General features: G+C 66.7%; 10 protein-coding genes. 2 read left to right on the top strand and 8 right to left on the bottom strand.

Annotation, left to right across the window (positions count from 1 at the left end):
- Window positions 1-243 precede the first annotated feature (243 nt).
- The 4 genes from ACESL5_RS08430 to doeB2 all read right to left on the bottom strand — a co-directional run bounded on the left by ACESL5_RS08430 (window position 244) and on the right by doeB2 (window position 5,516).
- Entirely contained in the window at window positions 244-1,620 is a 1,377-nt protein-coding gene (locus ACESL5_RS08430) for an NAD-dependent succinate-semialdehyde dehydrogenase (protein WP_372592340.1), read from the bottom strand.
- Entirely contained in the window at window positions 1,617-2,957 is a 1,341-nt protein-coding gene (doeA, locus tag ACESL5_RS08435; protein ID WP_372592341.1) for an ectoine hydrolase, read from the bottom strand. Before doeA ends, ACESL5_RS08430 begins: the two co-directional genes overlap by 4 nt.
- A 3-nt stretch (window positions 2,958-2,960) precedes the next feature.
- On the bottom strand, window positions 2,961-4,235 hold the full coding sequence (locus ACESL5_RS08440) for an aspartate aminotransferase family protein (protein WP_372592342.1): 1,275 nt from the start codon (window positions 4,233-4,235) through the stop codon (window positions 2,961-2,963).
- 111 nt (window positions 4,236-4,346) lie between these two features.
- The gene (doeB2, locus tag ACESL5_RS08445) at window positions 4,347-5,516 is read right to left on the bottom strand and encodes a N(2)-acetyl-L-2,4-diaminobutanoate deacetylase DoeB2 (protein WP_372592343.1); all 1,170 of its coding nucleotides are present in this window, start codon (window positions 5,514-5,516) and stop codon (window positions 4,347-4,349) included.
- Between the two features lie 256 nt (window positions 5,517-5,772).
- Between doeB2 and ACESL5_RS08450 the strand changes: the two genes are divergently transcribed.
- The gene (locus ACESL5_RS08450; RefSeq protein WP_372592344.1) at window positions 5,773-7,200 is read left to right on the top strand and encodes an MBL fold metallo-hydrolase; all 1,428 of its coding nucleotides are present in this window, start codon (window positions 5,773-5,775) and stop codon (window positions 7,198-7,200) included.
- Between the two features lie 137 nt (window positions 7,201-7,337).
- Here ACESL5_RS08450 and ssb read toward each other — a convergent pair whose 3' ends face one another.
- Window positions 7,338-7,886 (bottom strand): single-stranded DNA-binding protein, encoded by a 549-nt coding sequence (gene ssb / locus ACESL5_RS08455; protein WP_372592345.1) that lies wholly within the window; start codon window positions 7,884-7,886, stop codon window positions 7,338-7,340.
- Window positions 7,887-8,108: 222 nt separating this feature from the next.
- On the opposite strand from ssb, the gene uvrA reads away from it, so the two are divergent.
- On the top strand, window positions 8,109-10,940 hold the full coding sequence (gene uvrA, locus ACESL5_RS08460; RefSeq protein ID WP_372592349.1) for an excinuclease ABC subunit UvrA: 2,832 nt from the start codon (window positions 8,109-8,111) through the stop codon (window positions 10,938-10,940).
- 185 nt (window positions 10,941-11,125) lie between these two features.
- Here uvrA and ACESL5_RS08465 read toward each other — a convergent pair whose 3' ends face one another.
- The 3 genes from ACESL5_RS08465 to ACESL5_RS08475 form a co-directional block, all read right to left on the bottom strand.
- Entirely contained in the window at window positions 11,126-11,671 is a 546-nt protein-coding gene (locus ACESL5_RS08465; RefSeq protein ID WP_372592346.1) for a hypothetical protein, read from the bottom strand.
- A 14-nt stretch (window positions 11,672-11,685) separates the two neighbouring features.
- Window positions 11,686-12,027, bottom strand: a complete 342-nt coding sequence (locus tag ACESL5_RS08470) for a TraR/DksA family transcriptional regulator (RefSeq protein ID WP_372592347.1) — start codon at window positions 12,025-12,027, stop codon at window positions 11,686-11,688.
- 7 nt (window positions 12,028-12,034) lie between these two features.
- Window positions 12,035-12,427: DsrE family protein (locus ACESL5_RS08475; RefSeq protein WP_372592348.1), on the bottom strand; the 393-nt coding region annotated here is incomplete at its 5' end.

The following is a 12,427-nucleotide window of genomic DNA, read 5'->3' on the forward strand; positions in this document are numbered from 1 at the left end:
CGCTCAAACCGAGCAGCAGGCCGAGGCCGGCAATGAGTTTCGCTTGCGGTGACATGACATCTCCTTGTTCGTTGTTATTCCCTGTGGGCATTGCACCCTGATACGCATGATCGCATGTTTAGCCGACGTCGTGCGCGCCCGCCGTGATCGGCCACACAAGCAAAAGGCCAGCGCCCCGGCGGGTTCTCCCCCGCTCGGCGCGCCGGCCTCTCTCTTCGAGCTTCCAGCTGTCAGCTTCAGGCTCTATCCCTGCTTCGGCCCCACCCAGACCTGCTGCGCATTGACGAACATCTTGATGCCGTGCGGCCCCAGTTCGCGGCCGTAGCCGGAGCGTTTCACGCCGCCGCTGGGCAGGCGCGGGTCGGTCTTGACGATGCCGTTGATGGCGACCTGGCCGGTCTCGATGTCGCGGGCCATGTTGATGGCGCGGGCCGTGTCGCCGGTCCAGACGGCCGCGCCCAGGCCGTACTGCGTGCCGTTGGCCATCTCGAGGGCTTCGTCGGCATCACGGGCGGACATGGCCACGGCGATCGGGCCGAAGGTTTCCTCGCAGAAGGCGACCATGGAATCGTCGACGTCGGCGAGCAGGGTGACCGGGTAGAAGAAGCCGTCACCCTTGGGCATCTCGCCGCCCATCAGGCAGCGCGCGCCGGCATCGACGGATGCCTGCACCTGGCGATGCAGACCGTCGCGCAGATCGGCGCGAGCGATGGGACCGACGTCGGTGGATTCCTCGCGCGGGTCGCCCATCTTCAGCTTCTCGAGGCGGACTTTCATCATGTCGAGGAAGCGCTCGTAGATGGACTCCTCGATGATGATGCGCTTGGCCGCGATGCAGGACTGCCCGGCGTTGATGATCCGCGAGAGCACCACGGTGTCGGCGGCGGCCTCGAGATCGGCATCCGCCAGCACGATCACCGGGTCGGAACCGCCCAGTTCCAGCACGGCCGGCTTGATGTGCCGCGCGGCGGTGGCCGCGACGATCGATCCGGCATGGTCGGAACCGGTGAACGACACCGCGCGCACGCTCTCGTTCTCGATCGCCCCGGCGATGTCGTCTCTCTCCAGCGGCATGTTCTGGAACACGCCCTGCGGGAAGCCGGCCTTCTCGAAGGACTCGATGATGCCCGCCGCGCAGGCGGGCACGTGGGCGTCGTGCTTCATCACGCAGGTATTGCCCGCCATCAGCGCCGGGGCGGCGAAGCGAAAGGCGAGCCAGAACGGCGCGTTCCACGGCAGGATGCCAAGCACCGTGCCAATCGGCAGGTACTGCACGTAGCTGACGGTGGCGTCCGAGCCGAGCATTTCCGCTTCCAGGTACCGCTCTGCGTGCGCGGCGTAGTGCTCGGCGCACCAGGCGGCCTTGTCCACCTCGCCGCGGGCCTCGCGGATGGGCTTGCCCATCTCGTCGGTCATCAAGAGGGCCAGGCGCTCGCGGTCGTCTCGCATGACCTCGGCGACACGACTCATCAGCGCGGCGCGCTCACCGAAACTGGTCTTGCGCCAGTCGCGGTAGGCCACGTCCGCCCGTTCCAGAACGGCATCGCGCTGGGCGGGGTCGAGCACGGGGAACTCGTGCAAGGTCTGGCCGTTGGTGGGGTTGATGACGGTCTGGGTCATGAGGCGCGCGTCTCCTTGTTGCTGTTCCCGGATGCGGGCTTGCCCGTCTTCCCGGTCGTTTTCTCCGCCGCCTTTCGGGCGGCCTGCTCGCCGGCCTTTCCCGGGTGATCACTGCTGACGTCGGCGGCGAGCAGCTCGATCACGGGCTCTTCCTCGATCTCGCGGCGACCTTCTTCCAGCTTGACGGTGAAGTTCTGCTCCATGTCGAAGAACGACTTGCAGCCATCCGAGGTGATGTAGATGGTGTCCGAGATGCCGCAGGTCTTGTCACCGTCCACGCCCCACGCCCAGGGGATGATGTGGAAGGTCATGCCCTCGCGCAGGACGGTCTTGTCGCCGTGCATGAGGCTGAGGATGTAGCCCTCGTCCCAGCTGGGCGGGAAGGCGATGCCAATGGAATAGCCCGAGCGGGTGATCAGCTTCCCGTGGGCGTCGTCGACGGTCATGATCGAACGGACCAGGTTGTCGGCGTCCGAGACGGTCACGCCCGGACGGATCAGCGCCTTGACCCGCTCGAGCGCCTCCTTCATGCGCTCCTGCGCCTTCCACATCAGCTCGCTGGGTTCGCCCAGCACGGCGGTGCGCATCATCGCGGTGTGGTAGCGGCGGTAGCAGCCGGCCACTTCGAGGAAGACGTGCTCGCCGGGCTTGACCACGCGCCCCTCCCAGGTGGCGTGGCCGATCATGGTGCGCGGCCCGGAGGTGACGTAGGGCAGCACGGCGGGCGGCTCGCCGCCGGCACGGAACATCGCCGCGCAGATCTCGGCACCGATCTCGTTCTCGGTCACACCCGCCTTGCAGGCCTCCAGCCCGGCCTTCATGCCGGCCTCGGTGGCGATGGCCGCGCGGCGCATCACCTCGATCTCGTGGATCGACTTGGTGCGCCGGCCGCACTCGACGATGCCGAAGCAGTCCAGCAGCTTCGCCCCGGTAAGCGTGGTGTGCAGCGCGTCCTGCTGGTAGGCGGGGAAGAAGTAGCTGTTCCGCTCGTAGCCGATGTACTTGTTCGCCAGCCCGAATTCCTTCAGGGAGGAGACCAGCATCTGGATGGCGTCCCCCGTGTCCGGGTAGGGCCGGGTGATCTCCACCCAGGTACGCGCATGGACGTTGGACTCCTCCATCGTCCGCGTGATCATGAACGGCTCGTTGTCGAGCGGCACCACCAGCGCCTGGAAGAACGAGTACCCCGTGGTCTGGTAGTCGGTGAGGTACATCAGGTTCTCGGGATCGGTGATGATCACCGCGTCCAGGAGCCGCTCGGCCATGCGCATGCGCAGTTCGCCCAGCCGGCGCTCGTACTCTTCCATCGGGAAGGTCATGTCGTCGCGATGTCGCATTGTCTAGCCCTCCACCTGGGCGTCGACGGCCTGTTCGAAGAGATCCAGTCCTTCCTCCAGGTCGTCGTCGGGAATGGTCAGCGGCGGGATCAGCTTGATCACCTGGCCCTTCGAGCCGCAGACCGCCGCCAGCAGGCCGCGGTCGAAGCATTCGCGCGCCACGCGCTTGGAGAGGTCCCCGTCGATGAAGTCGATCGCCTGCATCATGCCGCGGCCCCGCACGGCGAAGCGCGGGTACTTGCCGGCGATCTTCTCCAGGCGCTTTCGGATCACCTCGCCCTTGCGGCGGGTCTCCTCCATGAATGTCGGGTCGTCGAAGTAGCCCAGCGCCACGGTGCCGGCGATGAACGACAGGTCCTGCCCGCGGAACGTGCCGGTGTGCTCGCCCGGCTTCCAGTGCTTGTCGTGCTCGGGCTTGTTGAGGTTCATGGCGATGGGCGTGCCGAAGCCGCCAAGCCCCTTGGCCAGCGTGATGATGTCCGGGTCGAGATCCATGTCGTCGAAGCTGAAGTACGACCCGGTACGCCCGGAGCCCATCTGGATGTCGTCGACGATGAACAGCGCGCCCGTCTCGCGGGCCAGGTCCTGGATGCCCTTCAGCCATTCCTCGGAGGCGACGCGCACGCCACCCTCGGCCTGGACGGTTTCCACCAGGAACGCCGCCGGCGGCGCGTAGCCGGTCGACGGGTCGGCATAGATGTCGCGCAGCCGCTCGAGCGACGGCATGCCGCAACCCAGCGTGCAGTTGGGGCACTGGGTCTCGCAGCCGAAGGCCTGGTGGACGACGTTGTCCAGCGGCACACCGGCGGCGTTGCGGAAGTGCGCGTTGGTGGTCGCGGCCAGCGCGCCGAGCGTCATGCCGTGAAAGGCGTGGTGGAAGGAGACCACCTGCGTGCGGCCGGTGACGCGTCGGGCCAGCTTGAGCGCCGCCTCGACGGCGTTGGTGCCGGTCGGGCCGACGAACTGCAGCCGGTAGTCCATGTCGCGCGGTTTCAAGATCGTCTCGACGAACTTGTTGATGAAGGCGCGCTTGGCACTGGTGTACATGTCCAGGCTGTGAGCGACGCCATCATTCTGGATGTAGTCGATCAGCGCGTCCTTCATCTTCGGGTCGTTGTGCCCGAAGTTCAGCACCCCGGCGCCCGCATAGAAATCGATGTAACTCCGCCCCTGCTCGTCGGTCTGCCGGGCGTTGCTCGCCGAATGAAAGACCGTCGGCGCCGCGCGACAGTACGCGCGGATCTCGGATTCCCACTGCTCGAACACCTGCATGTGCATTCTGTCTCTCCACTGGTTGCGGGTGTGGTCGGGGCCGCCGGGGTTGCCGGCGGACCGCCAGGGCCGGAGGTCCGGCATCTCTTTGGGCCGACAGGCGGAACCTGCCTTCGTTCAGTCCGTCTCGGTCACCACGGCCGCACCGACCAGGTCGGCGAAGATCCGACCCACGGGGTCGATCAACCGGTCGTTGAAGTCGTAGCGCGGGCTATGACAGGGCTCGTGATGGCCCTGCCCGTCGTCGGCGCCGATCAGGGCGAAAGCGCCGGGCACCTCTCGAAGGTAGTAGCTGAAATCCTCGGATGCCATGATCGGCACCGGCAGGCGGGTGTCGCGCCACTGGGCCCCCAGCACGCGACCCAGCGTGCTGCGATAGGCCGCGGCGGGCTCGGGATGGTTGACGGTGGCGTGATAGCGCGGGGTAAAGGTGACCCGGGCCTCGACACCGTAGGCCGCGGCGGTGTCCCGCGCGACCTGCTCGAGATGCTCGGCGACCGCGTCGCGATCCTCCGTGCGCGCAACGCGGACCGAACCGGCCAGGCGCGCGGTATCCGGGATGGCGGTGATAGCCCCGCCCGCCTCGAAGGTGGTCACGCTGACCACCGCCGGCGTCTGTGGGGCCAGGCGACGGGAGACGATTTGCTGGATCGCCTGGACGACCGCCGATCCGGCGAGCACCGGGTCGCGGCAGGCCTCGGGCTGGCTGGCGTGTCCGCCGCTGCCGGTCAACCGGATCTCGAACGTCCCGTTCGCTCCCATCACCGGGCCGTCCGGGCAGACGGCATGGCCGAAGGGAATGGCCGGCCAGTTGTGCCAGCCGAACACCCAGTCCACCCCCTCGAGCGCCCCGTCGCGGATCATCTCGCGCGCGCCGTGGCCGCCCTCCTCCGCCGGCTGGAACAACAGGGTGACCGGACCAGGCAGTTCACGCTCCCAGGTCTTGAGCCAGCGGGCGACCGCCAGCAGGGTGGCGGTGTGACCGTCATGTCCGCAGGCATGCATGATGCCCGGCGTGCCGGAGGCCCACGTCTTGCCGCTGATCTCGTCGATGGGCAGGGCGTCGATGTCCGCGCGCAATGCGATGTGCCGACCGGCAGCATCGGCCGCCAGCTTGCCGATCGTGCCGGTGCCGGCACAGGCGCGCCAGGGGATGCCGAGCTGGTCGAGCTCGTGGCGAATGGTGGTGGCCGTGGCATGTTCCTGCCAGGTCAGCTCGGGGGACTGGTGCAGGCGACGGCGAAAGGCCGTGGCGTCGGTGGCAATGTCCGTCCAGATCGATGGCACCGCAGGCCTCCTTGTCCGGTGTGACGTTCGGCCACACCCTGGATGAATGGTGATGATTCGAGCTAATCACAGTCGCTGCCTGGCGCGCAACAACCCCGTGACCGCGGCGTTGTGGGCAGGCCACAGCGATCCGGGGCACCACGGGTAGCCGGCGAAACTTTCCGGCTTGCCCAAAGTCCACTGATGCAATCAACAAATTTTCTGATAGATTCCCGAGTCACTGCATTCACGACCCAACCGATCCGGGGGAACATTCATGCTGTTCGAAGCATTCGAAGAGAAAGGCCTTTCGCAACTGAGTTACGCGGTGGGCTGCCAGCAGAGCATGGAACTGGCCATCGTCGATCCGCGCCGCGACATCGATATCTACCTCGACTTCGCCGAGCGCGAGGGCTACGTCATCCGCCACGTGCTGGACACACACATCCACGCGGATTACGCCTCCGGTGCCCGCGAACTGGCCGAGGCGACCGGCGCCAAGCTGCACCTGTCGGCCTACGACGACAACGAGGTCTTCGAGGTCGGATTCGACCACCTGCCCATGCAGGAAGGTGACTCCGTCCAGATGGGCAACGTGCGCATCGAGGCGATGCACACCCCCGGCCACACCCCGGAACACATCTCCTTCCTCGTCTACGACGGCGCCCGCTCGGTCGACGTGCCGGCCGTCTTCCTGACCGGCGACTTCCTGTTCGTCGGCAGCCTCGGCCGCCCGGACCTGCTGGGCGAGGAGGCCACGCGCGGGCTGGCCAAGCAGGCCTTCCACAGCGTGCGCGAGAAGATCCGTGATCTGCCCGACGGGCTCGAGATCCGCCCGGGCCACGGTGCGGGTTCGGCCTGTGGTGCCGGCATGGCCGGCCGCACGGTGTCCACGCTGGGCTACGAGCGGGAGGCCAACCCGCTGCTCGACCCGTCATTGAACGAGGACGAGTTCATCGAGCTGCTGATCGGCAATCTGCCGCCGGCGCCGGACTTCTACCCGCGCAACAAGGTCACCAACTCGGAGGGGCCCAAGCCGGTGCAGGCGATGGTCGACCTCCACCCGGACGTGGTCGAGGCCTTCGATCTCGAGGATCTCAAGGAGCAGGTCGCCAAGGGCGCGGTGATCATCGACGTCCGCGACCGACTTGCCTTCAACGCCGCCCACATCAAGGGCGCGCTGGGCATCGAGTTCGGCAGCGACCTGTCCACCTGGGCCGGCTGGATCGCCCCGGCGGACAAGCCGCTGATCCTCGTCGACGACGACGGCTACGACGAGCTGATCAGCGAGTCGATCCGCTGCCTCGTTCGCGCCGGACAGGACAACGTGGTCGGCTTTCTCGAGGGCGGCTTCGAGTCCTGGATGAAGGCCGGCGAGCCATTCGCCACCATCCCGCTGGTCGATGCCGAGACCGCGAAGGCGGAACTCGAACATGACCGCCGGCCGATGGTCGACCTGCGAACGAAGACCGAATGGGAGGATGGCCACGCCCTGGGCGCCCGGCACGTCCAGACGCAGGATGTTCGCTCGGGCATCGACGGCGTCGGCAAGGACGAGCCGGTCACGCTGGTCTGCGGCTCGGGCATGCGCTCGACCGTCGCCGCCAGCCTGCTGAAGCGCGAGGGCTACACCAACATCGCCAACCTGATGGGCGGGATGGACGCCTGGAAGGAAGCCGGCCTGCCGGTCGTCTCGAAAGACTGAGGCAAAGACCCCGGGCTGAACGACGAAACCCCGCTCATCGAGCGGGGTTTTTGTCATCCGGAATCCGGTCGAAGCGCGTGAAAAAACCCCTGTCGGGCGACAGGGGTTTTTCGTTTCCGGACAGCGCAGGACAGCCGTCAGAACGGAATGTCATCCTCGCCGAAGCCATCATCGATGGACTTGGCCGGGCGCTCGTCCTGGCGCGGCGGCGGGGGCGGCGCGCCGTAGTCGGACTGGCCGCCACCGTAGCCGGCGCCGGCACCACCAGCCGCGGCCCCACCGCCATAACCACCCTGGCTGGCCTGACCACCGCCGTAGCCGCCACCCTGACCGCCACCGGCACCCGGTCGGCCACCAAGCATCTGCATCTCGTTGGCGACGATCTCGGTGGTGTAGCGATCCTGGCCGTCCTGGCCCTGCCACTTGCGGGTCTGCAGGCGGCCCTCGATGTAGACCTGGCTGCCCTTCTTCAGGTACTCGCCGGCGATCTCGGCCAGACGACCGAAGAACACGATGCGGTGCCACTCGGTGTTCTCGCGGTTCTCACCGGTCTGCTTGTCCCGCCACTGCTCGGAGGTGGCCACGCGGATGTTCGTGACCTGCCCGCCGGACGGCATGTAGCGCACGTCCGGATCAACCCCGAGGTTGCCGATGATGATGACCTTGTTCACACCGCGGCTTGCCATATTCAAACTCCTTCGTGGTTCCTGCCGGCCGGTCGCGTCACCGGCGCAAACCGTCACTATAAAGGAAGCTCGGATTGAATCCGAGGCGCACGTGGCAAATCGCCGACCGACCCGGACGGGCGGCACGGGCCAACGAGATCGAGGCCCTTTCGACTACACTACCCGGTTCCGCGCCGAAAGCCGGTGGCGAGCCCATTCAAACGACCCAAGTACCTGACCATCATGGCCGATCCGTTCATCCGCATCCGCGGCGCACGTACGCACAACCTGAAGAACATCGACGTCGACCTGCCTCGCGAGAAGCTGATCGTCTTCACCGGGCTGTCGGGCTCGGGGAAGTCGTCGCTCGCCTTCGACACGATCTTCGCCGAGGGGCAGCGGCGCTACGTCGAGTCGCTGTCGGCCTACGCGCGCCAGTTCCTGTCGATGATGGACAAGCCGGACGTCGACACCATCGAGGGGCTGTCGCCGGCAATCTCGATCGAGCAGAAGACCACCTCGCACAACCCGCGCTCGACGGTGGGCACGGTCACCGAGATCTACGACTACCTGCGCCTCTTGTACGCCCGCGCCGGCATTCCGCGCTGCCCGGAGCACGACATCGAGCTCAAGGCGCAGACGGTCTCGCAGATGGTCGACCACGTGATGGACCTGCCCGAGGGCTCCAAGTGGCTACTGCTCGCGCCGGTGATCGAGAACCGCAAGGGCGAGCACCACAAGCTGTTCCAGGAATGGCAGTCGCAGGGCTTTCTGCGGGTACGCATCAACGGCACCGTCTACGAGATCGACGAGATCCCGACCCTCGATCCCAAGACCAAGAACACCATCGAGGTGGTGGTCGACCGCTTCAAGGTGCGAGACGACCTGCAACTGCGACTGGCCGAATCCTTCGAGACCGCGCTGCGCCTGGCTGACGGGCAGGCGATGGTCGTGTCCATGGATTCCGACGAAGAGCATGTCTTCTCTTCGAAGCACGCCTGCCCCAAGTGCGGCTACTCGCTGGGCGAGCTCGAACCGCGACTGTTCTCCTTCAACAACCCGGTCGGCGCCTGCCCGAGCTGTGACGGGCTGGGGGTGAAGCAGTTCTTCGACCCGCAGAAGGTGATCATCAACCCCGAGCTGTCGCTGGCCGCCGGCGCCGTGCGCGGTTGGGACCGGCGCAATGCCTACTACCACGCGCTGCTCTCCTCGCTGGCGCGGCACTACGACTTCGACCTCGAGACCCCGTGGGAGGAGCTGACCGACGAGTTGCGCGAGATGATCCTGCACGGTTCGGGCAAGGAGAAGATCGCGTTTACCTACATCGGCCCGCGCGGCCGGGCGAAGGAGCGCACGCATCCCTGGGAGGGCGTGCTGCCCAACATGTCGCGCCGCTACCGCGAGACCGAGTCGCAGGCGGTGCGCGAGGAACTGGCGCGCTACATCTCCGAGCAGGCCTGCCCGAGTTGTCATGGCACCCGCCTGAACCGCGCCGCGCGGCACGTGTTCATCGAGGGGCACAACCTGCCGACGATCACCCGCTGGTCGATCGGCTACTCGGCCGCCTTCTTCGCCGAGCTGGAACTGGAGGGCGCCCGCGGCGAGATCGCCACGCCGATCGTGCGCGAGATCCGTTCGCGGCTGAAGTTCCTGAATGACGTCGGACTGAACTACCTTTCGCTGGACCGCAGCGCCGAGACCCTTTCGGGCGGCGAGGCGCAGCGTATCCGGCTGGCGAGCCAGATCGGCTCGGGGCTGGTGGGCGTGTCCTACATCCTCGACGAGCCGTCGATCGGCCTGCACCAGCGCGACAACGACCGCCTGCTGGGAACGCTCACCCACCTGCGGGACCTGGGGAACACGGTGATCGTGGTCGAGCACGACGAGGACGCCATCCGCGCCGCGGACTTCGTGCTCGACATCGGTCCCGGTGCCGGTGCGCACGGCGGCCAGGTGGTCGCGCAGGGCACGCCCCAGCAGATCGAGGCCAACCAGGACTCGCTCACCGGGCAGTATCTCTCCGGCAAGCGGGAGATCGAGGTTCCCAAGCGCAACCGCGCCGATGCCGAGAAGATGCTGACGCTGGAGGGGGCGAGCGGCCACAATCTCCAGGGCGACCCGCTGCGCATCCCGCTCGGCCTGTTCACCTGCATCACCGGCGTGTCCGGCTCGGGCAAGTCGACTCTGATCAACGACACCCTCTACAAGATCTGCGCGCACCAGCTCAACCGGGCCAGCGCCACGGCCGCGCCGTACAAGAACATCCACGGGCTCGAGCAGCTCGACAAGGTGATCGACATCGACCAGTCGCCGATCGGGCGCACGCCGCGCTCGAACCCGGCCACCTACACGGGGCTGTTCACCACCATCCGCGAGCTGTTCGCCGGCACGCAGGAGGCCCGCTCGCGCGGCTACACGCCGGGCCGGTTCTCCTTCAACGTCAAGGGCGGGCGCTGCGAGGCCTGCCAGGGCGACGGGGTGATCAAGGTCGAGATGCACTTTTTGCCGGACGTGTACGTGCCCTGCGACGTCTGCGGCGGGGCGCGATACAACCGCGAGACGCTCGACATCCGCTACAAGGGCAAGACCATCACCGACGTGCTGGAGATGACCATCGAGGAGGCCGCCGAGTTCTTCGAGGCCGTGCCCAGCCTGCACCGCAAGCTGACCACCCTGATGGACGTCGGGCTGGGCTACGTGAAGCTGGGGCAGAACGCCACCACGCTCTCCGGCGGCGAGGCCCAAAGGGTCAAGCTCTCGCGGGAACTGGCCAAGCGCGATACCGGCCACACGCTCTACATCCTCGACGAGCCGACCACCGGCCTGCACTTCGAGGACGTCGCGCAACTACTCAAGGTGCTCTACCGCCTGCGCGATCACGGCAACACCGTGATCGTGATCGAGCACAACCTCGACGTGATCAAGACGGCCGACTGGATCGTCGACCTGGGACCGGAGGGCGGCTCCGGCGGCGGGCGCATCATCGCCTCGGGCACGCCCGAGCAGGTCGCCGAGGTCGAGGGCTCGCACACCGGGCATTACCTCAAGCGGATGCTGGTGCCGGCGAAGGCGTAACCGACCCACAGGGGCAAGTGTCCAGGCGTCAACCGATTGTGGGAGCGGGCCTTGCCCGCGAAAGCCGCGTCAGCGGCTGTGCCGCCAAACGGAATGCCCACGCATCAACTCGGGCGAGATCACCCCAGCGGGGACACGCGCCACCGGCGCGTTTCGCGAGCGAGGCTCGCTCCCACAGGGCGTGGTTACTCGAGGGTACGCTGCAGGCTCTCGAGCACGTCGCGGGTCTTTTCCTTGGTCTTGTCGATGACGTTGGAGGTGGTGTCCTTGGTCGCCTGCCAGGCGCTGGAGGCCCCGGACTTGGTGCTTGACCAGATGTCGGCGGCGGCTTCCTTGGTCTGGGCCCACCAGTCGTTGTCAACGCGCGGGTAGTCGCGCACCTGGTCGAGGTCGTCGTTGAGGAACACCGCGTAGGAGACGCGATCGAGCCGGTCGCCGGAGCGGGTCGCGACCGAGAACTGCTGGACCTCGACGAAGCGGTAGTCGTCATCCGCCACCCCATCGAGGTCATCGTCGAGTTCAATCACCAGGCCGTGGACCTTCATGTTCTCGGCCACCAGCACGTCCTCGACCTCGCCCACCTCGCGGTTGCGATCGGCGGCGAGAAAGACGTCGGCGCCGATCAGGGCATTCATGGAATACAGCCCTTCCGGCGCCGCCGTCTCCGCAAGCACGGGCTGGGCAAACATTGCGGCCATGGCACCGGCCAACAGGGTGTTCATGCGATTCATCTCGGCTCTCCTCGTCAGTCGGTCTCGGCACAGTCGACGCAGCGCGTCACACTGGGATCGTTTTGGAGTCGACGGGCTGGAATGGGTTCCCCACAGACGAAGCAGTCGCCGTATTCGTCGTTTTCCATCCGCCGCAGGGCACCCTCGATGCGGGCCAGCTCGTGCTCGCGCCGGGCACGGGTGGCCTTGGCCATTTCCTGGCCCTGCAGGGCATCCATGCGCGAAAGACGACCCTGGCGCGACTGGTCGAGCTCCACCGTCTGCGTGGCATCGGCGCTGTCGATCAGCAGTTGTCGCAATGCCTCTCGACGTTCCAGCAACTGGTCGTGAAGCGCCAGTCTTCGAGCGTTATCCATAGGGTTGTCAGTCGATCTTGATCTTGGCGTAACCACGCTGCGCGTAGGCCGCGGCGGTGACGAAGGTGTTGCCCACCTCGACCAGCGGCTCGATCAGGTCATTCTGGGTGATACCGGCGCGCCGGCTGGCAATCGAACAGACCTCCATGCGCTCGACACCCTTCAGAGTGTGCAACTCGGCCAGCCGCGCGTGAATCTGCAGAATCGTCTGGGCATTCTGTATGTCCCGGTCGGGGGCGTCACGGGTCAGCAGTCGAACCGACCCGCCACGAAAACCGAAGACCATGCGCGGCGTCACGCCCTGGCGTTCGAGGTCACGGTAGGTCTGCTCGATCACGCCCAGCCGGGCGAGCAGGGCATCCGGGTCGGCGGCGGTCACGTCCCAGAGGATGCGCGCCTC

The organism is Guyparkeria sp. (genome assembly GCF_041687595.1).
Classification (GTDB): Bacteria; Pseudomonadota; Gammaproteobacteria; order Halothiobacillales; family Halothiobacillaceae; genus Guyparkeria.

Coding starts and splice junctions, on each gene's coding strand:
- ACESL5_RS08430 (WP_372592340.1), bottom strand. CDS start 1,620: ATGACCCAGACCGTCATCAACCCCACCAACGGCCAGACCTTGCACGAG.
- doeA (WP_372592341.1), bottom strand. CDS start 2,957: ATGCGACATCGCGACGACATGACCTTCCCGATGGAAGAGTACGAGCGC.
- ACESL5_RS08440 (WP_372592342.1), bottom strand. CDS start 4,235: ATGCACATGCAGGTGTTCGAGCAGTGGGAATCCGAGATCCGCGCGTAC.
- ACESL5_RS08450 (WP_372592344.1), top strand. CDS start 5,773: ATGCTGTTCGAAGCATTCGAAGAGAAAGGCCTTTCGCAACTGAGTTAC.
- ssb (WP_372592345.1), bottom strand. CDS start 7,886: ATGGCAAGCCGCGGTGTGAACAAGGTCATCATCATCGGCAACCTCGGG.
- uvrA (WP_372592349.1), top strand. CDS start 8,109: ATGGCCGATCCGTTCATCCGCATCCGCGGCGCACGTACGCACAACCTG.
- ACESL5_RS08465 (WP_372592346.1), bottom strand. CDS start 11,671: ATGAATCGCATGAACACCCTGTTGGCCGGTGCCATGGCCGCAATGTTT.
- ACESL5_RS08470 (WP_372592347.1), bottom strand. CDS start 12,027: ATGGATAACGCTCGAAGACTGGCGCTTCACGACCAGTTGCTGGAACGT.